Source organism: Xylophilus sp. Leaf220 (genome assembly GCF_001421705.1).
Lineage (GTDB): Bacteria > Pseudomonadota > Gammaproteobacteria > Burkholderiales > Burkholderiaceae_C > Xylophilus.
In genome coordinates this window covers 90,390-113,220 of record NZ_LMKO01000027.1, presented here as the reverse complement: position 1 = coordinate 113,220, position 22,831 = coordinate 90,390, and the positions used below count along the sequence as shown (strand labels likewise).

18 protein-coding genes are annotated in these 22,831 nt (G+C 72.6%); 13 read left to right on the top strand and 5 right to left on the bottom strand.

Translation table 11 applies throughout. The annotated features are described in order from the left end of the window. Nucleotides 1–3: 3 nt before the first annotated feature. Both ASE76_RS19045 and ASE76_RS19040 read right to left on the bottom strand, forming a co-directional pair. Complete coding sequence (locus ASE76_RS19045) at nucleotides 4–2,583, bottom strand: sulfite reductase flavoprotein subunit alpha (protein WP_055843260.1); 2,580 nt, start codon at nucleotides 2,581–2,583, stop codon at nucleotides 4–6. A 217-nt stretch (nucleotides 2,584–2,800) separates the two neighbouring features. Further along, nucleotides 2,801–3,724, bottom strand: coding sequence for a triacylglycerol lipase (locus ASE76_RS19040; RefSeq protein ID WP_055843258.1), 924 nt, complete (start codon nucleotides 3,722–3,724; stop codon nucleotides 2,801–2,803). 216 nt (nucleotides 3,725–3,940) lie between these two features. Between ASE76_RS19040 and ASE76_RS19035 the strand changes: the two genes are divergently transcribed. The 5 genes from ASE76_RS19035 (at nucleotide 3,941) to ASE76_RS19015 (ending at nucleotide 9,683) form a co-directional block, all read left to right on the top strand. After that, nucleotides 3,941–5,632 (top strand): AMP-binding protein, encoded by a 1,692-nt coding sequence (locus ASE76_RS19035; RefSeq protein WP_055843256.1) that lies wholly within the window; start codon nucleotides 3,941–3,943, stop codon nucleotides 5,630–5,632. An 82-nt stretch (nucleotides 5,633–5,714) separates the two neighbouring features. After that, nucleotides 5,715–6,638, top strand: a complete 924-nt coding sequence (locus ASE76_RS19030) for an MBL fold metallo-hydrolase (protein WP_055843254.1) — start codon at nucleotides 5,715–5,717, stop codon at nucleotides 6,636–6,638. Nucleotides 6,639–6,821: 183 nt separating this feature from the next. Next, nucleotides 6,822–7,775, top strand: a complete 954-nt coding sequence (locus ASE76_RS19025; RefSeq protein ID WP_055843252.1) for a tripartite tricarboxylate transporter substrate binding protein — start codon at nucleotides 6,822–6,824, stop codon at nucleotides 7,773–7,775. 18 nt (nucleotides 7,776–7,793) lie between these two features. Then, nucleotides 7,794–8,669 carry an amidohydrolase family protein gene (locus tag ASE76_RS19020; RefSeq protein WP_055843250.1) on the top strand — a complete coding sequence of 292 codons (876 nt, stop codon included), beginning with the start codon at nucleotides 7,794–7,796 and terminating at the stop codon, nucleotides 8,667–8,669. A 15-nt stretch (nucleotides 8,670–8,684) separates the two neighbouring features. Further along, nucleotides 8,685–9,683 (top strand): tripartite tricarboxylate transporter substrate binding protein, encoded by a 999-nt coding sequence (locus tag ASE76_RS19015; protein WP_055843248.1) that lies wholly within the window; start codon nucleotides 8,685–8,687, stop codon nucleotides 9,681–9,683. Nucleotides 9,684–9,841: 158 nt separating this feature from the next. On the opposite strand, the gene ASE76_RS19010 is transcribed toward ASE76_RS19015, so the two are convergent. After that, on the bottom strand, nucleotides 9,842–10,768 hold the full coding sequence (locus ASE76_RS19010; protein WP_055843246.1) for a LysR substrate-binding domain-containing protein: 927 nt from the start codon (nucleotides 10,766–10,768) through the stop codon (nucleotides 9,842–9,844). 108 nt (nucleotides 10,769–10,876) lie between these two features. Here ASE76_RS19010 and ASE76_RS19005 point away from each other — a divergent pair, with 108 nt between their 5' ends. Genes ASE76_RS19005 through ASE76_RS18995 form a run of 3 tightly spaced genes read left to right on the top strand, consistent with a single transcriptional unit; the run spans nucleotide 10,877 to nucleotide 13,376 of the window. After that, nucleotides 10,877–11,650: a substrate-binding domain-containing protein gene (locus tag ASE76_RS19005; RefSeq protein WP_082448747.1), complete on the top strand. Its 774-nt coding sequence runs from the start codon at nucleotides 10,877–10,879 to the stop codon at nucleotides 11,648–11,650. Then, nucleotides 11,647–12,675, top strand: coding sequence for an amidohydrolase family protein (locus ASE76_RS19000; RefSeq protein WP_055843244.1), 1,029 nt, complete (start codon nucleotides 11,647–11,649; stop codon nucleotides 12,673–12,675). The genes ASE76_RS19005 and ASE76_RS19000 overlap by 4 nt, the downstream gene beginning before the upstream one ends. 2 nt (nucleotides 12,676–12,677) lie before the next feature. Next, on the top strand, nucleotides 12,678–13,376 hold the full coding sequence (locus tag ASE76_RS18995) for a 4-carboxy-4-hydroxy-2-oxoadipate aldolase/oxaloacetate decarboxylase (protein ID WP_055843243.1): 699 nt from the start codon (nucleotides 12,678–12,680) through the stop codon (nucleotides 13,374–13,376). 11 nt (nucleotides 13,377–13,387) lie between these two features. On the opposite strand, the gene ASE76_RS18990 is transcribed toward ASE76_RS18995, so the two are convergent. Both ASE76_RS18990 and ASE76_RS18985 read right to left on the bottom strand, forming a co-directional pair. Then, nucleotides 13,388–14,326: a 2-hydroxyacid dehydrogenase gene (locus tag ASE76_RS18990; protein WP_055843240.1), complete on the bottom strand. Its 939-nt coding sequence runs from the start codon at nucleotides 14,324–14,326 to the stop codon at nucleotides 13,388–13,390. A gap of 60 nt (nucleotides 14,327–14,386) precedes the next feature. After that, the gene (locus ASE76_RS18985) at nucleotides 14,387–16,336 is read right to left on the bottom strand and encodes an ABC transporter ATP-binding protein/permease (protein ID WP_055843238.1); all 1,950 of its coding nucleotides are present in this window, start codon (nucleotides 16,334–16,336) and stop codon (nucleotides 14,387–14,389) included. A 52-nt stretch (nucleotides 16,337–16,388) separates the two neighbouring features. Here ASE76_RS18985 and ASE76_RS18980 point away from each other — a divergent pair, with 52 nt between their 5' ends. The 5 genes from ASE76_RS18980 (at nucleotide 16,389) to ASE76_RS18960 (ending at nucleotide 22,815) form a co-directional block, all read left to right on the top strand. After that, nucleotides 16,389–16,823, top strand: coding sequence for an acyl-CoA thioesterase (locus ASE76_RS18980; protein ID WP_055843236.1), 435 nt, complete (start codon nucleotides 16,389–16,391; stop codon nucleotides 16,821–16,823). 149 nt (nucleotides 16,824–16,972) lie between these two features. Further along, entirely contained in the window at nucleotides 16,973–19,072 is a 2,100-nt protein-coding gene (locus tag ASE76_RS18975) for a TonB-dependent siderophore receptor (protein ID WP_055843234.1), read from the top strand. Between the two features lie 106 nt (nucleotides 19,073–19,178). Continuing rightward, nucleotides 19,179–19,421: an HNH endonuclease gene (locus ASE76_RS18970; protein WP_055843231.1), complete on the top strand. Its 243-nt coding sequence runs from the start codon at nucleotides 19,179–19,181 to the stop codon at nucleotides 19,419–19,421. 131 nt (nucleotides 19,422–19,552) lie between these two features. Then, complete coding sequence (locus ASE76_RS18965; RefSeq protein ID WP_055843229.1) at nucleotides 19,553–20,545, top strand: helix-turn-helix domain-containing GNAT family N-acetyltransferase; 993 nt, start codon at nucleotides 19,553–19,555, stop codon at nucleotides 20,543–20,545. A 137-nt stretch (nucleotides 20,546–20,682) separates the two neighbouring features. After that, nucleotides 20,683–22,815: a TonB-dependent siderophore receptor gene (locus ASE76_RS18960; protein WP_082448741.1), complete on the top strand. Its 2,133-nt coding sequence runs from the start codon at nucleotides 20,683–20,685 to the stop codon at nucleotides 22,813–22,815. Nucleotides 22,816–22,831: the final 16 nt, after the last annotated feature.

The following is a 22,831-nucleotide window of genomic DNA, read 5'->3' as shown; positions in this document are numbered from 1 at the left end:
GGCTCAGTACACGTCGCGCCGGTAGCGGCCGTCGGCGATCAGGTCTTCCACCGCGTCTGCGCCCAGCAGTTCGGCCAGCGCCGCATCCACCCCGGCGGCCATCCCGTCCAGGCTGCCGCAGACGTACAGCGTCGCGCCCTCGCCGATCCACTGCCGCAGCCGGGGCGCCTCGGCCCGCAGGCAGTCCTGCACGTAGACCCGCCCGGCCTGGTCGCGCGAGTAGGCGAAGTCGCGGTGCGCCAGCAGGCCCCGGGCCTGCCAGTCGGCGGTCTCGTCCTCGCAGAATCCGTCGTGCGCCCGCTGGCGCTCGCCGAACAGCAGCCAGTTGCGGCCGTGGCCGGCCCGGATCCGCGCCAGCAGCAGCGCCCGCAAACCCGCATAGCCCGACCCGTTGCCGACGAAGATCGCCGGCGCGTCGCCCGCGGCCAGCGCGAAGCCCGGGTTCGCCTCCAGCCGCAGAGCCACCTCCGACCCGGGCGGCGTGTGTGCGGTGAGCCAGCCCGAGGCGAGCCCGAGCCCCGCGTCGTGGCGCACCTGCCGCACCAGCAGCTGCACCGTGCCGTCGGCCGGCAAGGAGGCGACCGAGTACCGGCGCGGCGCCAGCGGCCGCAGCCCGTCGGCCACCCGCTGCGGTGCGAGGCCCGGCGCCTGCGCACCGGGCGCGGGCAGCACGCTGCCGGCCAGCAGCGCCGCGAGGGTCGAGGCACCTTCCGGACCCACGACCGGCGCGGCGCCGTCCCAGCCTTCGCGGTGCAGCACCGAGGCGACCCCGTCGGCCGCATGCCGGGGAAACACCTCCACCAGCGCGCCCGGCTGCCACGCGGCCGGCACGCCCGCGGGCGGCGCCAGCGCCACCAGGAACAGCGGCGCACCCAGGCTGCCGGGGTTCAACAGGCGCCGCTCCACCAGCCGCCACGGTCGGGCGGGTTCCGCCTCCGGCCCTGCGGCGGCGGCCCCGTCGGCCGCCTGTGGCAAGGCGAGTGCCAGGTGCCGGCCGAGGGCCGACTGCCAGCGGGCCCAGGCCGACGGGTCCTCGCCGTCCATCTCGACCGGCGGAAACAGGGGCTGCGCGCCCAGCCGCTGCAGGTGGTGGGCCAGCCCGTGGCCGAAGCCGCAGAACGCGGCGTACTGCCGGTCGCCCAGCGCCAGCAGGCCGAACTGCAGGTGCGGCAGCACCACGCCCTCGGTCTGGGCCAGGGTGCGGGCGAAACGGCGGGCCATGTCGGGCGGATCGCCCTCGCCGAAGGTGCTGGCGACCAGCAGCACCCGGCGGTGGTGGCGCAGCTGCTCGGTGCCGAGTCGTGCCACCGGCACCAGCGTGGCCGCCGCGCCCGCAGCCCGCAACGCGGCCACGGTGCGCACCGCCAGCCGCTCCGCTCGGCCCGACTGGCTGGCGAAGGCGACCAGCACCGCCTCGCCGGCCGCGGCGGGCGACACGTTCGTCGCAGCGGCCTGCAGCGCTTCGCGCTCGCGCCGCACCGCCCGCGCGGCACGGCGCCGGCCCAGGTACAGCATCCAGCCGGTGATCGCGAAGAGCGGCAGGCACAGGCTGGCCAGCATCATGGCGATACGGCCCGGCAGGCCGAAATAGCTGCCCAGGTGCAGCGGGTAGATCGCACCCAGGAAACGCCGGCCGCGCGGCAGGTCGGCATAGCGCTCGTCGAGCAGCACGCTGCCGTCGGGCCGCAGGTGCAGCCGGTTGCGGGCGCGGTCGTGGGCCGGGTCTTCGCCCAGCCAGAAGATCTGCACCGGCTGCCCGGCGCGCTCGGGCAGGCGCCACTGCGCCAGCTGCCAGCCGGGCGCGGTATCCACGAAGCGGCGCCACGCCGGCGCCAGATCCGGTGCCGCCGGCGGGCCGCCCGCATCGGCCGCGCGCGGTGCGGCGGCCATGCGCGGCGGCGCGCCGGCCCAGCGGTCCACCGGTGCGCGGACCGCGTCGAAGGCCCAGTACAGGCCGCTCAGCGTGAACACCACGTAGGCCGCCAGCGCCCAGGTGCCCAGCACCGAATGCAGCCCCCACAGGAACGACCGGCCGGCGAGCCGGGTGTCGAATGTCAGCCAGGTGCGCCAGGACAGCGGACGCCGCGGCCAGCGCAGGTAGAGGCCCGAGAGCGACAGCAGCAGCAGGCAGGCGGCCAGCGCGCCGGTGATCGGCTTGCCGGTGTCGCGCGGCAGCAGCAGCCAGCGGTGGAGCCGCTCGGCCCAGTCGAAGAAGGCCGCGCCGCGCTGCGCCGGCAGCACCTCGCCGCTCACCGGATCGGCCCGCACCGCCAGCCCGCGGCGCTGGCCGGGCAGCGGCGCGAAGGCGATCTGCGCCGGCAGCGTCGGATCGGCGAACACGGTGACCCGCTGCACCGCCTGCCCCTGCCCGGCGCCGCGCGCGGCGTCGACCAGCTGCTGCGGCGTCAGCAGCGGCTGGCCGGGGCGCACCGGCATCGACGCGGTGGCCGGGTTGAACAGGTCCAGCAGCTCGTCCTGGAACGACAGCGCCGCGCCCGAGAGCCCGATCGCGATCAGCACCGTGCCGGCGGTGATGCCGATGAACCAGTGCAGCTGGAACCAGATTTTCTTGAACAGCGGCATGGGCGGCGGACGAGGGAATGGAGAGGCACGGTGCCGGCGCCGCAGGATGCGGGCCGGACGCGGCAGGAGCGCCGCCGACCCGAACGATGGGCCGTTCCAGGCACCGGCACCCGCCGCCTAAGCAGCAGGCAGGAAGGCGGCGGATTCTAAGTCATTCGCATTCAGCCGGCGCCGGCGCCCGCACGCGCACCAGCGGGTCGCCTGGGGATGTGGTGCGTCAGCCGCCCCGCCCGACCTCGTCCAGCACCGCCCGCACCAGCGGCGGGTGGAACGCCAGCGCCACATGCGGCAGCCCGGCGACGAAGCGGTTGTCGGCACCCGGCAAGGTGGCGGTGCTGCAGGGGAAAACGATATGGTCGCAGTGGGAATACCAGCAGGTGAAGAGCGCCGCCTGCCCGGCCGGCTCCGACCGCGCCAGCGCGGCCAGCCAGTCGCTGCCCGGCCGCATCTGCAGCGCGTGCTCGCCGCGGCTGTGGTGCGCCAGCGCGGTGCCGTGGTGCGGCGTGCCGATGGTGACGATGCGGTGGACGCGGGCCGCGGCGTCCTCGTCTCCCCGCCCCCGTGCCCAGCGCAGCCAGGCGCGCGCCGCAAGCCCGCCCATGCTGTGGCAGACCAGCACCGGCGGACGGCCGGTGAGGGCCTGCAGCCGGGCGATGGCGGCGTCGATCGCGGGGGCGTAGCCGTCGATCGGGCCGAAGACCGGCTCCAGGTTCACCGCCACGAAAGGATGGCCGCGCTGGCGCAGCGCCCGCAGCCACGGCGTCCAGAAGCCGCGGTTGCAGACCAGGCCGTGCACCAGCACCACGCCGCGCCGGCCCCGGGCGCTGCCGTCGGCCGGCAGGTGGTCGGGCACCGCCCGGGACCAGAACGGCTGGCGCCAGTAGAAGACGCGCGGCGACGTGACGCATTCGTGCAGCCACGCCCGCAGCATCTGGCCGGGCGTCGGCTTCGGCGCCGGGTCGCCCCGGTGGGCGCGCGCCATCAGCACGCTTTCGGTCGCCAGGAAACCGGTGTAGCCGAACAGCGTCGCCAGGGCTCCCGCCACGGCGACCGCCGGGGAATGCGGCCACCAGAGGGCCAGCCAGGCGGCCGCGACGGCGAGCAATCCGAGGGTTATGCATTGCTGCAGGCGCGCGAGCATGGGGGGTGGGCGAAGTGGGCGGTGGAAAAAAGAGCCGCGATCCTCGCACACCCTCCTGCCGCCGCGCCGCGCCACCGGCGCCCTGTCGCCAACGCAACCCACCTCAAGGAAAGCCCCCTCCCCCGTCGTCGCCCGCACTTCCACAATGGTCCGGTCAGGCCCGGAGCCGACCGAAGGCCGGTGCCGCCTTCCCACCACCCCAAGGAGACAAGCCGCATGACGACCGACCGCCCCTGGCTCGCGCACTATCCCGACGGCGTGCCGCACACCGTCGAGCCGGAGCGCTTCGCCTCGCTGCCGCAGATGCTCGAGGACGCTTTCCGCCAGTACGCCGACCGCCGCTTCTCCGTCTGCATGGACCGGTGGATGACCTACGGCGAGCTGGACAAGCTCTCTGCCGCGCTCGGCGCCTGGCTGCAGTCGCGCGGACTGGCGCCGGGCGCGCGGGTGGCGGTCATGCTGCCCAACGTGCCGCAGTTCGCCGTGGCGATGGCGGCGGTGCTTCGCGCGGGCTACACCTGCGTCAACGTCAACCCGCTCTACACCGCCCGCGAGCTGCGCCACCAGCTGGCCGATTCCGGCGCCAGCGCCATCGTCATCCTGGAGAACTTCGCCCACACCCTGGCCGAGGTGGTGGAGCAGACCGGCGTGCGGCACGTGGTGGTGACCGCCATGGGCGACCAGCTGGGCGGCAGCTACGGCGCGTGGATCACCTTCGCGGTGCGCCACCTGGCGAAGATGGTGCCGGCCTATGCGCTGCCGCTCTCGGGCGGCCGCAGCGTCACCCCCTGGGCCGACGCGTTGAAGGACGGGGCTGCGCACCCCCTGGCGCCGCACGGCACCACGCTCGACCATCCAGCCTTCCTGCAGTACACCGGCGGCACCACCGGACTCTCGAAGGGGGCCGAGCTGACACAGCGCAACATCGTGGCCGCCACCCTGCAAGCCGAGGCCTGGTTCGGCCCGGCGCTGGCCCGCACCGGGGACATGGCGCAGGTCAACGGCATCGCGGCGCTGCCGCTGTACCACATCTTCGCGCTGACGCTCTGCCTGCTGGCGATCCGCCAAGGCTCGCACCTGACGCTTATCCCCAACCCGCGCGACATCCCGAAGTTCGTCGCGGTGCTCAAGAAGCGGCCCTTCCACATGCTGCCGGCGGTCAACACGCTGTTCAACGCGCTGCTGCAGCACCCGGAGTTCAAGTCGCTCGACTTCTCGCACCTGCTGGTGTCGCAGGCCGGCGGCATGGCGGCCTCCGAAGGCACGGCGCAGGCCTGGCAGCAGACCACCGGCTGCGCTATGGTCGAGGGCTGGGGCATGAGCGAGACCTGCGCCATCGGCACCAACAACCCGGTCACCGCCACCGGCTTCAGCGGCACCATCGGCCTGCCGCTGCCGGGCATCGACATCGCGATCAAGGACGACGCCGGCATCACCCTGCCCTACGGCCAGCCGGGCGAGCTGTGCATCCGCGGCCCCAACGTGATGCGCAGCTACTGGAACCAACCCGAGGAGACGGCCCGCGCGTTCACCGAGGACGGCTACCTGCGCACCGGCGACATCGCGACGATGGACGCCGGCGGCACCACCCGCATCGTCGACCGCAAGAAGGACATGATCCTGGTGAGCGGCTTCAACGTGTACCCCAACGAGCTGGAGAACGTGGTCTCGCTCTGCCCCGGCGTGGTCGAGTGCGCCGCGGTGGGCGTGGCCTGCGAGAAGCAGGGCGAGGCGATCAAGCTCTTCGTGGTGCGGCGCGACGCGTCGCTGTCGGAGGACGACGTGCTGCGCTTCTGCCACGACCGGCTCACCGGCTACAAGCGGCCGCGGCAGGTCGAGTTCCGGGAGGCGCTGCCCAAGACCAACGTCGGCAAGATCCTGCGCCGGGAGCTGCGGGCGAAGGCGTGAGGCCGCCGCCGGCCCGCCGGGGCCTCTACTATCATTTTCATAGCTGGCGGCCGGCACGCAGCGCCGGCCGGAGGCCGATTCGATGCTGAAGCTGCCGCCCGGCATGCAGGTGCTGGAGCGCGGCTGGCTCTCGGCCAACGGCATCATTTTCGTGCCCGAGGGTGACGGCCCCGCGGCCCTGGTCGACAGCGGCTACTGCACCCATGCCGACCAGACCCTGGCGCTGGTCGAGTCCGCGCTGGCCGGCCGGCCGCTCGCCTTGCTGGCCAACACCCACCTGCACAGCGACCACTGCGGCGGCAACGCCGCGCTGCAGCACCGCTGGCCCGGCGTGCGCACCCTGGTGCCGGCCGGCGAGGCCGCCGCGGTGCGCGCCTGGGACGAGGACGCACTCAGCTACCGCCCTACCGGCCAGCAGTGCCCGCGCTTCGCCTGCGACGGCGTGCTGGCGGCCGGCGACACGTTGCTCCTGGGCGGGCGGCCCTGGCAGGTGCACGCCGCGCCGGGCCACGATCCGCATGCGGTGCTGCTGTGGGAGCCCCGGTCGCGGGTGCTGGTCGCCGCCGATGCGCTGTGGCAGAACGGCTTCGGCGTGGTGTTTCCGGAGATCGAGGGTGCGCACGCCTTCGCCGACGTGGCGGCCACGCTGGACCTGATCGAGGCGCTGGCGCCCGCGGTGGTGGTGCCCGGGCACGGCGCGGTGTTCCAGGACGTGGCGGCCGCCCTGGCCATCGCCCGCCGCCGGCTCGACGGCTTCGTGCAGCACCCGGCCAGGCACGCGCTGCATGCCGCCAAGGTGCTGGTGAAGTTCAAGCTGCTGGAGTGGCGGCAGGTGCCGCGCGACCGGCTGTCGGACTGGGCCTGCGGCGTGCCGCTGCTGCGGTCGCTGCACGCGGGCCACTTCGCCGACGGTGCACCGATGGCGGCCTGGGTGCAGGCCGTGGTCGACGACCTGGTGCGGGTCGGCGCGGCGGAGATCGCGGGCGACCGGGTGCTCGACCGCTGAGGCGACTGCTGTCGGCGCGCCATGCCGCGCCGCTATATCTAACAGTGCCGCAGGCGGGTAGCCCCGGATCGCGCAGCCGGGAATAGTGGCGCATGGCGCGGCGGAGCGATGCCGCGCGCCGCATTCCAAGGAGACCCCGTGAGACAAGAACCACGACCCCGGCGTCGCACCGTCGCCGGGTGGATGCTGCTGGCGCTGGCGCTGGCCGCCGGCTGCGGCGTGCCGGCCGCGCAGGCCCAGCCTTCGTCTAACCGGCCGATCCGCCTGGTCGTGCCCTTCGGCCCCGGCGGCGTGGCCGACCTGACCGCCCGCAGCGTGGCGCAGAAGATGTCCGAGTCGCTCGGCCAGAGCATCGTGGTCGACAACAAGCCCGGTGCCGGCGGCGTGGTGGCCTCCGATACCGTCGCCAAGGCCGCGCCCGACGGGCACACGCTGCTGCTGATGTCCAACGCCAACGCGGTGAGCGTGGGGCTCTTCAAGTCGCTGCCCTACGACACGGTCAAGGATTTCGCGCCGGTGTCGATGCTGGGGTATTTCGACCTGGCGGTGCTGGCCTCGGCCGAGGGCAGGTTCAAGTCGCTGGCCGAGCTGCTGGCCTACGCCAGGGCGAACCCCGGCAAGCTCAACATCGGCACCATCAACGTCGGCAGCACCCAGAACCTGGCGGGCGAGCTGTTCAAGAGCTCGCTCGGCATCGATGCGCAGGTGGTGCCCTTCAACGGCACGCCGGCGGTGGTGACCGCGCTGCGGGGCGGCCAGATCGACGTGGCGGTGGAGATCCTGGCCCCGGTGATGGCACAGGTCGGCGGCAAGGTGCTGCGCGCCCTGGCGGTGATGGGCGAGCACCGCGCCGCCGGCCTGCCCGACGTGCCCACCGTGGCCGAGAGCGGCGCCCCGGGCTTCCAGGTGGCCTCCTGGAACGCGCTGGCCGCTCCCGCGAAGACGCCGCCCGAGGTGGTAGCCCGCCTCAACAAGGAGGCGAACGCCGCCCTGGCCTCGCCCGAGGTCAGGAAGCGGCTGCAGGACCTGGGCGTGGAGCCCAAGGGCAGCACGCCGCAGCAGCAGGCCCAGTTGCTCGACGCCGAGATCAAGCGCTGGTCGGCCGTGATCCAGCGCGCCGGCATTCCCCAGCAGTAACCCCTACCCACCACGCCCATGAAGAGCATTCCCCCGCCCCATCCGAACCCGAGCCGCCCGGCCTTTCGCCTGCCCGCCGGCGCCTGCGACGCCCACTGCCACGTCTTCGGCCCCGGCGACGTGTTTCCCTACGCCGACGACCGCCGCTACACCCCGCCGGACGCGCCCGCCGCCCGGCTGCGCGCGCTGCACGCGCTGCTGGGCATCGACCGGGTGGTGCTGGTGCAGGCCAGCGTGCACGGCCACGACAACCGCGCGATGCTGGCCGCCATCGCCGAGTCGCCCGACACCTACCGCGGCGTCGCGATGGTCGGCGCCGGCATCACCGATGCCGGGCTGAAGGACCTGCACACGGCCGGCGTGCGCGCGGTGCGCTTCAACTTCGTGCGGCACCTGGGCGGCGCGCCCGACCTGCCCACCGTGCTGCGCATGGCCGAGCGCATCCGGCCGCTGGGCTGGCACCTGGTGCTGCACCTGGACGCGGAAGACCTGCTGACCTACCGCGGCTTCCTGGACACCCTGCCGGTGCCCTTCGTCATCGACCACATGGGCCGCACCATGGTCGAGCACGGCACCGGCCAGCAGGCCTTCGCGATGCTGCTCGACCTGATGCAGGACGCGCGCGCCTGGGTCAAGGTGAGCGGCGCCGAGCGCATCTCGCAGGCGCTCTCCACCCAGGGCCCGCCCTATGCCGACGCGGCGCCCTTCGCCCGCCGGCTCATCGAGGCCGCGCCCGACCGGGTGCTGTGGGGCACCGACTGGCCCCACCCCAACGTGCGCGAGATGCCCGACGACGGCCAGCTGGTCGACCTGCTGCCCCTCTTCGCCGACGACCCTGCACTGCTGCAGAAGCTGCTGGTCGACAACCCCACCCGCCTCTACTGGCACGACTGATTGCGAGACACCCCGATGCGACCGGCCGTTTCCTTCTCTTCATCCCGCCGCCGCGTGCTGGCCGCGGGCCTGTCCGCCGCCGCCGCGGGGCTGCCCTTCGCGGCCAGCGCCCAGGGCGCCGCGGGCTATCCGTCGAAGCCGATCCGCTTGGTGGTGCCGTTCGCCGCCGGCGGCGCGGTCGACATCGTGGCGCGGGTGGTGGCGGAGCCGCTGGGCCGCGCGCTGGGCCAGCCGGTGATCGTCGACAACAAGCCCGGCGCCAACGCCAACATCGGCGCCGACGCGGTCGCCAAGGCCGCGCCCGACGGCTACACCCTGCTGCTGGGCGCCAACGGCGTAGCTACCAACATGGCGCTCTACCCCAAGCTGCCGTTCGACACGCTGCGCGACTTCGCGCCGATCACCCGCGTCGGCGAGGCGCCGCTGGTGCTGGTGGTGCCCGCCGACTCCGGCGCGAAGACGGTGCAGCAGCTGGTGGCCGCGGGGCGGGGCGGCAAGCTCAACTACGGCTCGGCCGGCAACGGCAGCTCGGGCCACCTGGCGGGCGCGCTCTTCGCCTCGGAAGCCAGGTTCGAGCCGACGCACATCGCCTACAAGGGCGGCGCGCCGGCGCTGGTCGACCTGATCGGCGCGCGGCTCGATTTCATGCTGCTCAATCCGCTGGAGGTGCTGCCGCACCTGCAGTCGGGCAAGCTGCGGGCGCTGGCCGTCACCGGCCGGCAGCGGGTGGCCCTGCTGCCCGACGTGCCGACCATCGCCGAGGCCGGCCTGCCGGGCGTGGACGCCGGCGTCTGGTGGGGCCTGCTAGCCCCGGCCCGCACCCCGCCCGAAATCCTGGCCCGGCTCAATGCGGAGGTGGGCAAGGTGCTGGCCGAGCCCGCCGTGCGCCAGCGCCTGGGCGAACTGGGCGCGGTGACCACGCCGGGCACCGCCGCGCAGTTCGGCACCTTCCTCGGCAGCGAGATCGACCGCTGGTCGAAGGTGATCCAGTCGGCGGGCATCGTCGCCGACTGAAAACGCGGGCCGGCGGAACGACGGCCGGGGGCCGCGGCCGCCGAACAGCCAGGACAGCCCGAGCGGTCTGATTGCTATATTTTCTATAGCTGTCGGCCGGCGTCCTGAGCCGGCTGCAGGCACGTTTCGCTAGTGAAAACGTGCTGCGCCGGCCCGGGCTACGCCCCCTGCACCGGCCGGTCGCAGCCCAGCGTCTGCCGGGCCAGGTCGCGCACCAGCTCCAGCATCGCCTGCTGGGTGCGGGTGGCGGGGCGCTGCGAGCTGGCGGCCAGGGCCAGGCGGCTGCGCAGCCGGGGCTTGACGATCGGCCGCACGGTGTAGCTCTGCGGCCGGTCGGCGGTGGCGACCGCGTTGCGCGACAGCACCGCGTGGCCCGCGCCGTCGGCCACCAGCGCCAGGATGGCCGGCACGCCGTCGATCTCGAGCGCGATCTGCGGCCGGCAGCCGATGGCGGCCAGCTCGGCCTCGACCAGCATGCGGATGGCGTTGGGCCGGGTGGGGATCACCAGCGGCTCCTCGGCCAGTTCGCGCAGCGACAGCGGCGCGTCGGGCGCCGCCCCGCCCGTGCTGCCCGCGGCGCTGACCAGGAACAGGTCTTCTTCCAGCACCGTCTGGCTGTCCACGTCGGGCGAGGGCTGCGGGTTGTAGAGCAGCGCGATGTCGAGCCGGCCGGTGAGCAGCGACTCCTGCATCGCGCTGGAGAGGCTCTCGGTGATCGACAGCGTCGCGTCGGGCAGCCGCTCGCGTACCGCGCGCACCAGCGGCAGCGTCAGCACCCGGGCGACGCTGGGCGGCAGGCCCACCGCCACCCGGCCGGCCAGGGCGCCGCGCATCCGGCCCATGTCGTCGCGGGCGCGCTCCACCTGGTGCAGGATGCCGCGGCCGTGCTCCAGCAGGCGCTTGCCGGCCTCGGTCATCACCACGCCGCGGCCGTTGCGGATCAGGAGGTTCTGGCGCAGTTCCACCTCCAGCTGGCGCACCTGCCGGCTGAGCGCCGGCTGGGCGATGTCCATCGCGATCGAGGCGCGGGTGAAGCTGCCGAGCTCCGCCACGCGGATGAAGTATTCGAGTTGCCGCAGGTCCATCGACCCAGTGTAGACACCATAACCGGCGCCGCGGTATGCGGATCTGCTCTAGCTGCTAGTGGCCGGTGCAGCTGGTCGGCAGCAGTGCGGCTTCGGACAATGGCCGGCATGGAGACCCCACGCCCCGAGTCCGCAGACGCTGCCGCCGCACCGGGCGGTGCCGGCGCCCTGCGCTGCCTGTCGTCGATGGCCACCCGGCAGGTGCTGGCCGACCTGGCGGCGCGCTACCGGGCCGAGCGGGGCGACGCGGTGGAGCTGCTCTCGCTGGGCGGCGTCGAGGCTGCGCGCCGCGTCGCGGCCGGCGAGGCGTTCGACGTGGTGGTGCTGGCCGCCGACGCGCTGGCGGCGCTGGCCGGTGCTGGCCATCTGCAGCCGGGCAGCCTGCGCGCCGTCGCGGTATCCGACGTGGTGGCCGCCGTGCCGGCCGACATGCCCGCGCCGCCGTTCGCCACGCAGGCGCAGTGCATCGACGCCCTGCGTGCCGCACCCGCCATCGGCTACTCCACCGGCCCCAGCGGCACCGCGCTGCTGGCCCTGTGGCAACGCGCGGGCTTGCTGGAAGCGCTGCGGCCGCGGCTGGTGCAGGCCCCGCCCGGCGTGCCGGTGGGCGAACTGCTGGTGCAGGGCCGGGTGGCGATCGGCTTCCAGCAGCGCAGCGAGCTGGTCCACCACGACGGCGTGCAACGGCTGGAGATGCCGCCGGGCCACGAGATCGTCACCGTGTTTTCCGCAGGCGTGGCGGCCCGCTCGCCCTTCCCGGCGCGGGCGGCCGCCTTCGTCGCATTCCTGCAATCGCCCGCCGCGGCGCAGGCCCTGCTCACCCACGGCATGGCGCCGCCCGCGCGCCCGGCCGCCGAACCCGAAGGACACCGTCACCCATGATCATCGACTGCCACGGCCACTACACCACCGCGCCCAAGGCGCTGGAAGACTGGCGCAAGCGCCAGATCGACGCGCTGGGCAGCCCCGGCGCCGGCCCGAAGACATCCGAACTGCGCATCGGCGACGACGAACTGCGCGAGAGCGTGCTGGGCGCGCAGATCCGCATCCAGCGGGAACGCGGCACCGACCTGACCGTCTTCTCGCCGCGCGCCAGCTTCATGGCCCACCACATCGGCGACGCGCGCACCAGTGCCGACTGGGCCGCGCTCTGCAACGAGCAGGTGCACCGGGTGGCGCAGCTGTTCCCCGACAACTTCATCGGCGCCTGCATGCTGCCGCAGTCGCCCGGCGTGCCGCCCGGGAACTGCATCGACGAGCTGGAGCGCTGCGTGACCGAGTACGGCTTCGTCGGCTGCAACCTCAACCCCGACCCGTCGGGCGGCCACTGGAAGGAGCCGCCGCTGTCCGACCGCTGGTGGTACCCGCTCTACGAGAAGATGGTCGAGCTGGACGTGCCGGCGATGGTGCATGTCAGCACCAGCTGCAACGCCTGCTTCCACACCACCGGGGCGCATTACCTCAACGCCGACACCACCGCGTTCATGCAGTGCCTCACCTCGAACCTGTTCCAGGACTTCCCCACGCTGAAGTTCGTCATCCCCCACGGCGGCGGCGCGGTGCCCTACCACTGGGGCCGCTTCCGCGGGCTGGCGCAGGACATGAAGCTGCCGCCGCTCGAGGAGCACCTGCTGCACAACATCTTCTTCGACACCTGCGTCTACCACCAGCCGGGCATCGACCTGTTGCTGAAGGTGATCCCCGAGGACAACGTGCTCTTCGCCTCCGAGGTGGTGGGCGCGGTGCGCGGCATCGACCCCGAGACCGGCCACCATTTCGACGACACGCGCCGCTATGTCGACGCCTTCCCCGGCCTGTCGGAGGCCGGCCGCCGCAAGGTGTTCGAGGGCAACGCCCGCCGCGTGTTCCCGCGCCTGGACCGCGCCCTCGCCGCCAAGGGACGCTGACCATGACCGCCCTCCACACCCTGGGAACCGTGGTGCGCCAGCCGCCGCGCGCCGATGCAGGCGCGGTCGCCGCGCTGGCGCAGTACGGTGTCGCCACCATCCACGAGGCCATGGGCCGCACCGGCCTGGCCCGGCCCGGCCTGCGGTCCGCCTGGGCCGGCGCCCGCCTCTGCGGCACCGCCGTCACCGTGCTGGCCCAGCCGGGCGACAACTGGATGCTGCACGTGGCGGCCGAGCAGCTGCGGCCGGGCGACGTGGTCGTCGTGGCATGCACTGCCGAGAGCACCGACGGCATGTTCGGCGAGCTGCTGGCCACCTCCTTCCGCTCCCGCGGCGCGGTGGGCCTGGTGACCGAGGCCGGCATCCGCGACGTGCGCGAGCTGGCCGAAATGGGCTTTCCCGCCTTCGCCCGCGCCTTCTCGGCGCGCGGCACGGTCAAGGCGACGCTCGGATCGGTCAACGTGCCCGTCGTCTGCGCCGGTGCGCTGGTGCATCCGGGCGACGTGGTGGCGGCCGACGACGACGGCATGGTGGTGGTGCCGCGCGCCCTCGCCGCGGAAGTGGCCGCGGCCTGCGCCGCCCGAGAGCGGAAGGAGGCCACCAACCGCGCCCGTTTCCTGCAGGGCGAACTGGGGCTGGATGTCTACGGCATGCGCGACACGCTGGCGAAGGCCGGCCTGCGCTACGTCGATCCGGACTGAGCGTCGGCCGCTCAGATCGGCGCGACCACGCCCCGCCCGGCGAAATGGCCGTCGGCGTTCCGCAGGAACTGGTCGAGCGACTGCTGGACCGCCTCGGGCGACCAGCCGGCCACGTGCGGCGTGATCACCAGGGTATCGAGGCCGACCAGCGACGCGGGCGGATGCGGCTCGCTCTCGTACACGTCGAGGCCCGCGCCGGCCAGGGCACCGGACTGCAGCGCCGCGGCGAGCGCGGCGGTATCGACCACGCTGCCGCGGGCGATGTTGACCAGCACGCCGCGCGGGCCCAGCGCGGCCAGCACCTCGGCATTCACCAGGTGCCGCGTGGCCGGGCCGCCGGGCGTGGCGACGACGAGGAAGTCGGCCCATTCGGCCAGCGCCCGCACCGAGTCGAAATACGAGTACGCGCTGCCCTCCACCGGGCGGCGGTTGTGGTAGCCCACGGCCATGTCGAAGCCCTCCGCGCGACGGCCGATCTTGCGGCCGATGGTGCCCAGGCCGACGATGCCCAGGCGCTTGCCCGACACGTTGGGCGGGAACGCCAGGCCGTCGCGCCAGCCGCCCGCGCGGGTGTACCGGTCGAGCTCTACGATGCCGCGCACCGCGGCGATCAGCAGGCCGAAGGCATGGTCGGCCACGCAGTCGTCGTTGGTGCCCGCGCCGTTGGCCAGCGCGATGCCGCGGGCGCGCGCCGCGGCCGAGTCGATGTTCTCGTGGCCCGCGCCCATCGCGCAGACCAGCTCCAGCACCGGCAGCGCCTCGATCTCGGCCGCGTCCAGGCCCACTGTGCCGTTGGTCAGCACCGCGCGGATGCGATTGCCGTGGGCGGCGATGGCGGCGGCGCGCTCGGCGGCGGTGGGCGCATACAGCGTGTCGTAGCGCTCGGCCACCTGGGCGCGGTGCGCATCCGACAGGGCGATGGTCACCAGCAGGGTCGTCTTCTCGGTCATGTCGCTCACTCCTGAATTGATAGCTAGAGGCCGTCGTCACACGCCGGCTACAGGCACTTTCTACTTGAAAATCGGGCGCTCGGCGGCAGCCGCTTCCGGCGCATCGGCATCGGGGCTTTCGCTCTGCTGCAGCCGCCACATCTGGGCGTACCGGCCGGCGGCGGCCAGCAGCGCGGCATGGGTGCCGCGCTCGACGATGCGGCCGGCCTCCATCACCAGGATCTCGTGCGCATCGGCCACGGTGGAGAGCCGGTGGGCGATGACGAGCGTCGTCTTGCCGACGGCGACCGCCTGCAGCTCCGACTGGATCGCCCGCTCGTTGGCCGAATCGAGGGCCGAGGTGGCCTCGTCGAAGATCAGCACCGGCGGGTTCTTCAGCAGGGTGCGGGCGATGGCCACGCGCTGCTTCTCGCCGCCCGAGAGCTTGAGCCCGCGCTCGCCGACCGGCGTGTCGTAGCCCTCCGGCAGCGCCTGGATGAAGTCGTGGATGCGGGCGGCGCGCGCCGCCGCCTCGATCTCCTGCGGGGTGGCGCCGGTGCGGCCGTAGCCGATGTTGTAGCCGATGCTGTCGTTGAACAGCACCGTGTCCTGCGGCACGATGCCGATCGCCTGGCGCAGGCTGGCCTGGGTCACGCCGCGGATGTCCTGCCCCGCGATGGAGATGCCGCCCGCCGCGGCCGGCGTATCGACGTCGTAGAAGCGGAACAGCAGCCGGGCCAGCGTCGACTTGCCGGCGCCCGAGGGGCCGACCACCGCCACCGTCCTGCCGGCCGGGATCTCGAACGTCACCCCGTGCAGGATCGGCCGCGACGGGTCGTAGGCGAAGCGCACGTCGTCGAAGCGCACCGCGGCGCCGGCGGCGGGCACCGCCAGCGGCAGGGCCCCGGGCGCGTCGGCGATCTCGCGCTCGCGCTCCATCAGGGTGAACATCTTGTCGAGGTCGGTGAGACTCTGCTTGATCTCGCGGTAGATCACGCCCAGGAAGCCCAGCGGGATGTAGAGCTGGATCATGAAGGCGTTGACCATGACCAGGTCGCCCAGCGTCATGCGGCCGTCGGCCACGCCCTGCGTCGCCCGCCAGAGCATCGCCACCAACCCGATGGCGATGATCGCCTGCTGGCCGCCGTTGAGCAGGCTCAGCGTGGTCTGGCTCTTGACCGCCGCGCGGCGGTAGCGCTCGAGCCGCTCGTCGTAGCGCTGCGCCTCGTAGTCCTCGTTGTTGAAGTACTTGACCGTCTCGTAGTTGAGCAGCGAGTCGATCGCGCGGCTGTGGGCCGACGAATCCAGCTCGTTCATCTCGCGCCGGAACCGGGTGCGCCATTCGGTCACGGTGACGGTGAAGGCGATGTAGACCGACAGCGCGATGCCGGTGATGACGGCGAACCACACGTCGAACTTCACCGCGAGGATCGACAGCACCAGCGCCACCTCGATCAGCGTCGGGATGATGCTGTAGAGCGAATACGAGATGAGCGAATTGACGCCGCGGGTGCCGCGCTCGATGTCACGCGTCATGCCGCCGGTCTGGCGCTCCAGGTGGAAGCGCAGGCTGAGCGCATGCAGGTGCCGGAACACCTGCAGCGAGATGCTGCGCGAGGCGCCCTCGGTCGCCTTGGCGAAGACCAGCTCGCGCAACTCGGTGAAGAGCGAGGTGGACAGCCGCAGCAGCCCGTAGCCCAGCAGCAGCGCCGCCGGCACCACCAGCGCCACCTGCGCGCCGGTGGCGCCGCCCGCGGGCGTCATCCGGTCGACCAGGGTCTTCAGCAGCAGCGGCACGCCCACGTTGGCGCCCTTGGCACAGACCATGAACGTCAGCGCCGCCAGCACCCGCCACTTGTATTGCCAGAGATAGGGGAACAGCCGGCTGAGCGTGGCCCAGTCGCCCCGCCGTGGGCCGGCGGCGTTGGCGGCGGCCTGCGGCGGTGCGGCACCCGGAGGCGAGGCGGAAGCGGCGACGGCGGGCGGGCCGGCGTGCGGGGAGGAAGGGGCGGTTTCGCCGTAACGTCGCATGGGGTGAGGGAAAATACCGAGTTGTGTTTTTGTTCTACCCGGAATTGTGCCCATGACCGACCTCCGCAGCCCCCACGGCCTTCCTTTGCCCACCGACAAGGAACTGGTACTGAAGGTGATCCCGCAGCCGTCGGACTGCAACGCCAACGGCGACATCTTCGGCGGCTGGGTGATGGCCCAGGTCGACCTGGCGGGCTCGGTGATCCCCACGCGCCATGCCAAGGGCCGCATGGCGACGGTGGCGGTGAAGGAATTCATCTTCAAGCAGCCGGTGCGGGTGGGCGACATCCTGTCGTTCTACGGCTCGCTGGTGCGCATCGGCCGCACCTCGGTCACGGTGCAGGTCGAGGTATTTGCCGAGCGCTTCATCGACCAGGGCCGCTACTTCAAGGTGACCGAGGCGACGCTCACCTACGTGGCGATCGACGAGATGGGCCAGCCGCGGGCGCTGCCCGGCATGGGCACGGCGGCAGCGCCCGCCGGCTGACCGGGGGGACCGCGGCGCCTGCCGGCGCTGCGGTACGGGTTCGTGGCGCATGGCTGAATGCAAATGAGAAACAACTAGAATCGGCGCGCCGGACGCCGCGCCGGTGCCCGCGACGCCGTCCGGCGGTCGCGCCCTCTCTGCGCTTCACCATGAAATTCACGCTTTCCGCACTCGCCGGCAGCGCCGCCGTCGCATGCGCCGGCGCAGCCTGCGCCCAGGCCGCCGACGCCCCGGGCACCCCGCCCGCCACATCGCTCGGCACCGTCACCGTGCAGGACCGGCGCGCCGACGGCTTCGTCGCCAACACGGTCGAGGCCGGCACCTTTCGCGGCGCCTCGGTCATGGACGTGCCCGCCACCGTCAACGTGGTGACCCGCGAGGTGCTCGACCAGCAGGCCGCCGCCGGCCTCTACGACGCGCTGCGCAACACCGCCGGCGTGACCCGGCAGCAGAACGGCGGCGACACCTGGGACCAGCTGGTGATCCGCGGCATCGCGGTCGAGAACCGCACCAACTACCGGCTCAACGGCTCGCTGCCGATCATGAACTTCTCGCAGGTGCCGCTGGAGGACAAGGAGCGGGTCGAGGTGCTGAAGGGCGCCTCGGCGCTCTACTACGGCTTCACCTCGCCGGCGGGCGTGGTCAATTTCGTGACCAAGCGCGCGGGGCCCACGCCCAACGCCACCGTGGGCGCGGTGGTCGACGACCACGGCACGGTGCTGGGCACGGTGGACGTGGGCCGGACGTTCGGCGACCGGCAGCAGTACGGGCTGCGCATCAACGCCGCGGGCGGGTCTCTGGGCACGCCGCTGCGCGGCGTGGACGACGGCAGCCGGCGCTTCCTGTCGGCCGCCTTCGACTGGCGCGTCGACAGCCGCCTGTCGCTGCGGGCCGACCTGGAGTACGACCGCAAGAAGGTCACCGAGCAGGCGGGCATCGCCCTGCCGACGGCGGTGGGCGGGGTGATCGCCATCCCGCGGGTGCCGGACCCGCGCAACCTGCTCGGTCCGGCCTGGGCGGTGTTCGACGCCGAGACCACCAACGCGCAGCTGCGCGCCGACTATGCGCTCGGCGACCGGTGGGCGCTGACGGTGGAGGCCGGGCGGTCCGAAGTGGCACGCGACCGCCGCCTGCCGATCTTTCGCCTGACCAACCCCGCGACCGGCGCGGGCACGGTCAACGGCAACCAGCAGCGGCTGGTGGCGGGCTCGGACATGCTGCGCGCAGAGCTGTTCGGCAGCTTCGCCACCGGCGGCGTCACCCACGAACTGACGCTCGGCGCGGCCCGCACCGACAAGACGCAGGACCCGATCTTCCAGCGCACCTACAGCGCCGCGCAGAACCTGTACAACCCGATCCCGCTCACCACCGTCACGTTCGGCGCGGTGCCCACGGCACCGACCACCGCCGGGCTCGAGACACTGGAGACGGGCCTCTACGCGGTGGACCGCATCGCGTTCACCCCGCAGTGGCAGCTGATCGCCGGCCTGCGCACCACCGACTACACCAGCGACCAGGGCGCCAACCACTATGCGGCGACCAAGACAACGCCGCTGGCCTCGCTGATCTACAAACCGCTGCCCGACCTGTCGGTCTACGCCTCCTATTCGCAGGGGCTCGAGGAAGGCGAGCCGGCGCCCACCGGGTCGGCCAACGTCGGCGAGCGGCTGGCACCCGGCGTGAGCAAGCAGAAGGAACTGGGCCTGCGCTGGCGCGCCGGCGGCACGCTGCTGTCGGCAGCGGTGTTCGACATCGACCGGCCCGGCTACTACACCAACGCCCGCAACATCTTCACCGCGGACGGCCAGCAGCGCTACCGGGGCGTGGAGGCGTCGGCGCAGGGCCGGCTGACCCGGCAGCTGGCGTGGCAGACATCGGTCCAGCTGATCGAGGCCCGGTTCCAGAACATCGGCGCCGCCTACGACGGCAGGATGCCCGAGAACACCGCCAAAAAGACCGCCAGCGCGTTCCTCGCCTACGACGTCGCCGCGGTGCCGGGGCTGTCGCTCAACGGCGGCGCGTATTTCACCGGCCGCCGGCCGGTCAACGACCTGAACCAGGCCTTCCTCGGCGGCACCACGGTCTTCGCGGCCGGCGTGCGCTACGCCACCGTGCTGTTCGGCAAACGCGCCAGCCTGCAGCTCAACGTCGACAACGCCGCCGACAAGCGCTACTGGGCCGCCGGCGGCACCCGGCTGGCCACCGGCGCACCGCGCACGGTGAAGGCCACGGTCAAGGTCGACCTCTGACCGCCGTGCCGTCCGACCGCCTACGTGACGGGCCGGCGGCATCGGCAGGGCTACGGCGGTTATCGTCCGCGCTCCGCGTTCCGCCGCATCCATCGCCTTTTGCCGCATGAGCCAGCTGTCCCTGATCCGCCTGAAGATCTACCGCACCGTCGCCCGCCAACTCCACGGCCGGGTGCCGTGCTGGGTCTGCGGCGAACACGTCACACTGGAGGACGCGACGCTCGAGCACATCCACCCCCGCGCCGAAGGCGGCAGCGGCCACCAGGAAAACCTGGCCATCAGCCATGCGGCCTGCAACCACCGGCGGCATGCGCAGGCGCCGGCCGGGGTGGCGGGCACGGACGCTTGACGGATCTGCCCCAGGCCGCACGAACGGGCGCACGAGGTCGGCGTACGGTCGACGCGCGGAGTCGTTCGGCCGCCCGCGGTCGGCGACGAACGGTCGCGAAGGCCATCGCCAAATGGTTGCAAAATACAACCATGAATACACCTCCCGACCTCGCGCACGCACCGGACCACGGCTTCATCGACGGCATCCGCGCCTCGTCGCGGCAGATGGTGCGCGAGCTGGGCTTCCTGCACGGTACCCTGGCCGCGACCGACTACCCACCGTCCGCGGTGCATGCCCTGATGGAGATCGGCGCCCGCCAGTCGATGACCGCCAGCGACGTCACCGCGTTCCTGGGCCTGGAGAAATCCAGCGTCAGCCGCATGCTGCGCAAGCTGGTCGATGCCGGCGAGCTGGAAGAAGCGGCACGCCCGGCCGACGCCCGCATCAAGGACCTGTCGCTCACCCGCAAGGGCCGCAAGAGCCGCGCCGCGATAGAGGCCTACGGCCGCCACCAGGTCAGCTCGGCCCTGGCAAACCTCCAGCCGGCCGAACAGGAGGCGGTGCGCACCGGCCTCGCGCTCTACAGCGCCGCACTGGCCCGGCGGCGCCAGGCACCGGTGCCCGCCACGCCGGACGCAGCACCGGCCGTCGACGTGGTGGCGGGCTACCGGCCGGGGGTGCTGGGCCGCATCGCCGAGATGCATGCGGTCTTCTACGCCCGGCACGCGGGCTTCGGCGCGGTGTTCGAGAGCCGGGTGGCCGCGGGCCTGGCCGAATTCGCCGGTCGCCTGCCTTCCGGCCGCAACCAGGTCTGGACGGCGGTGCAGGCGGGCCGCATCGTTGGCTCGGTCGCGATCGACGGCGAAGACCTGGGCGACGGCCGGGCGCACCTGCGCTGGTTCATCGTGGGCGACGGGGTGCGCGGCGGCGGCGTGGGCCGTGCCCTGCTGCGGCAGGCGGTCGATTTCTGCGACCGCGGCGGCTTTTCGGAAACGCATCTCTGGACCTTCCGCGGGCTGGACGCGGCGCGGCATCTCTACGAACGGCACGGCTTCGTGCTGGCGACCGAGACGCCCGGCGCGCAGTGGGGTACGCCGGTGCTGGAGCAGTCGTTCGTGCGCCGGGCAGTGGCGGCGGGCTGAGCGTCAAGACCATTCCATCCGGGGGCATGCCAGCCCCGGGGCACCGCCGTCCGATGTGCGCAACAGGGCTTTTCCGGTTCAGCTTGCGTTCATAAAAGATAATGCGAATTCCTCGTATTAAATTCCCGGACGCTGCCATGCCCCTTTCCCCGCACCGTGCCCACCCCCTCCACCGGGCGATCCTGGTCCTGGGCGCCGGCCTGTACGCCCCCTTCGCCGCGCAGGCCCAGACGGCCACCGGAGCGTCCACCCTCAAGGAAGTGGAAGTGCGCTCCGACGCCGCCGCCGAAACCGCCACCGGCCCGGTCAACGGCTACCGCGCCAAGCGCTCGGCGACCGCCACCAAGACCGACACGCCGCTGGCGGAGACGCCGCAGTCGGTGACGGTGGTGACGCGCGACCAGATCGTGGACCAGGGTGCGACGAACGTGCAGGACGCGCTCAACTACGCCGCCGGCGTGCGCTCCGACGCCTACGGATTCGACAGCCGCACCGACAGCGTGCGCATCCGCGGTGCTGACCCGTCGGAGTTTCTCGACGGCCTGCGCAAGACCAACAGCTACTACACCGGCAACGGCCGGACCGATCCGTACACGCTGGAGCGCATCGAGGTGCTGCGCGGCCCCTCGGCGATGCTGTTCGGACAGGGCAGCACGGCGGGCGTAGTCAACCTAGTCAGCAAGCGCCCGCAGGCCGAGCGCCAGGGCGAGGTGGGCGTGCAGATCGGCAACTTCGGCCGCAAGCAGATCCAGGCCGACCTGACCGGGCCGCTGACCGCCGACGGCCAGTGGCTCTACCGGCTGGTGGCGGTGGGCCGCAACGCGGACACGCAGACGCAGCAGGTGCCCGACGACCGCACCCTGGTCGCACCCTCGCTGACCTGGCGGCCCAACGGCATGACCAGCGTGACCTTCCAGGGCCTCTACCAGAAGGACAAGACCGGCTCCAGTTCGCAGTTCTTCCCGTGGTCGGGAACCTTGCTGCCCAACCCCAACGGAGCCTTGTCGGCCGGCGCCTTCATCGGCCAGCCGGGCGACCATTACGACACCGAGCGCCGCACGCTGGGTTACCTCGCGGAGCACCGGTTCAACGACCGGTGGAGCGTCCGCCAGAACGTGCGCTTCGCGCGCAACGAGGTGAGCTACCTGAGCGCCTACGGCGACTCGTTCTCGCTGCCCGGCGGCTGGGCCGCGGACCCGGTCGGGCAACGGCTGCTCGGCCGCTTCTACTACCACGAGCAGCGGCGCACCGACACCGTCAACGCCGACCAGCACATCGAAGGCCGGCTCTCCACCGGCGCGGTGCAGCACCAGCTGCTGGCCGGGGTGGATTTCGCGCGGTTCAAGACGCGGTCGGCGACCGGCTCCGATGCCTCGGTCGACCTCGGCGGCTCCCTCCCCTTGGTCGACGCCTACCGGCCCGTGTCCACGCCCGGCGTCGTGCCGGCCCTGACCGCCGCGCCGCGCAACACCATGCGCCAGGCCGGCCTCTACCTGCAGGACCAGATGAAGCTGGGCCCTTGGATCGTGGTGGCCGGCCTGCGCCACGACCAGGTTGACGACCGCAGCGTCGGCTCCGATGCCCGCAAGGACAGCGCCAACTCGAAGCGCCTGGGCGTCATGTACGCGCTGCCCGCCGGCTGGTCGCCCTATGTGAGCTACAGCGAATCCTTCACCCCGCAGGCGCCCACCTCCGCCGGCCTGCAGTTGCGGCCGCTGCGCGGCGAACAGTGGGAGGCCGGCGTGAAATACGAACCTGCCGGCGGCGCGATGGCCTTCAACGCCGCGGTCTACGACCTCAAGGAAAAGAACCGCAATGCGTCGCCGCTGCCCAACGTCGTCAGCCAGCTGGGCAAGACCCGCAACCGCGGCGTCGAGCTCGAAGCCCGCGGCGCGGTCACGGCGGCGCTCGACGTGATCGCCCACTACAACTACATCGACCTCGACCGGCAGCTCGAAGGCCTGCCGAGCCACCAGGCCTCGGTGTGGAGCAAGTACCGGTTCGCGCTCGGCGGCCAGGGCGGCTTCTCGGTGGGCGCGGGCCTGCGGCTGATGGGCGACTTCCGCGACACGTCCAGCGGCACCGGCCCGCGCATTCCCGGGGTCACCCTGGCCGATGCCGTGCTGGCCTACGACACCGCGCAGTGGCGCCTGGCGCTCAACATCAACAATCTCGCCGACAAGCGCTTCTTCAGCACCTGTCTCTCCCGCGGCGACTGCTGGTTCGGCTCGCGCCGCACCGTCGTCGCCAGCGCCACCTACCGGTTCTGACGCGCCACCCGAGCCC

Coding starts and splice junctions, on each gene's coding strand:
- ASE76_RS19040 (WP_055843258.1), bottom strand. CDS start 3,724: ATGCTCGCGCGCCTGCAGCAATGCATAACCCTCGGATTGCTCGCCGTC.
- ASE76_RS18960 (WP_082448741.1), top strand. CDS start 20,683: ATGCCCCTTTCCCCGCACCGTGCCCACCCCCTCCACCGGGCGATCCTG.
- ASE76_RS18975 (WP_055843234.1), top strand. CDS start 16,973: ATGAAATTCACGCTTTCCGCACTCGCCGGCAGCGCCGCCGTCGCATGC.
- ASE76_RS19015 (WP_055843248.1), top strand. CDS start 8,685: ATGCGACCGGCCGTTTCCTTCTCTTCATCCCGCCGCCGCGTGCTGGCC.
- ASE76_RS19020 (WP_055843250.1), top strand. CDS start 7,794: ATGAAGAGCATTCCCCCGCCCCATCCGAACCCGAGCCGCCCGGCCTTT.
- ASE76_RS18995 (WP_055843243.1), top strand. CDS start 12,678: ATGACCGCCCTCCACACCCTGGGAACCGTGGTGCGCCAGCCGCCGCGC.
- ASE76_RS19025 (WP_055843252.1), top strand. CDS start 6,822: ATGCTGCTGGCGCTGGCGCTGGCCGCCGGCTGCGGCGTGCCGGCCGCG.
- ASE76_RS18985 (WP_055843238.1), bottom strand. CDS start 16,336: ATGCGACGTTACGGCGAAACCGCCCCTTCCTCCCCGCACGCCGGCCCG.
- ASE76_RS18970 (WP_055843231.1), top strand. CDS start 19,179: ATGAGCCAGCTGTCCCTGATCCGCCTGAAGATCTACCGCACCGTCGCC.
- ASE76_RS19030 (WP_055843254.1), top strand. CDS start 5,715: ATGCTGAAGCTGCCGCCCGGCATGCAGGTGCTGGAGCGCGGCTGGCTC.
- ASE76_RS18980 (WP_055843236.1), top strand. CDS start 16,389: ATGACCGACCTCCGCAGCCCCCACGGCCTTCCTTTGCCCACCGACAAG.
- ASE76_RS19000 (WP_055843244.1), top strand. CDS start 11,647: ATGATCATCGACTGCCACGGCCACTACACCACCGCGCCCAAGGCGCTG.
- ASE76_RS19005 (WP_082448747.1), top strand. CDS start 10,877: ATGGAGACCCCACGCCCCGAGTCCGCAGACGCTGCCGCCGCACCGGGC.
- ASE76_RS19035 (WP_055843256.1), top strand. CDS start 3,941: ATGACGACCGACCGCCCCTGGCTCGCGCACTATCCCGACGGCGTGCCG.
- ASE76_RS19045 (WP_055843260.1), bottom strand. CDS start 2,583: ATGCCGCTGTTCAAGAAAATCTGGTTCCAGCTGCACTGGTTCATCGGC.
- ASE76_RS18965 (WP_055843229.1), top strand. CDS start 19,553: ATGAATACACCTCCCGACCTCGCGCACGCACCGGACCACGGCTTCATC.
- ASE76_RS18990 (WP_055843240.1), bottom strand. CDS start 14,326: ATGACCGAGAAGACGACCCTGCTGGTGACCATCGCCCTGTCGGATGCG.
- ASE76_RS19010 (WP_055843246.1), bottom strand. CDS start 10,768: ATGGACCTGCGGCAACTCGAATACTTCATCCGCGTGGCGGAGCTCGGC.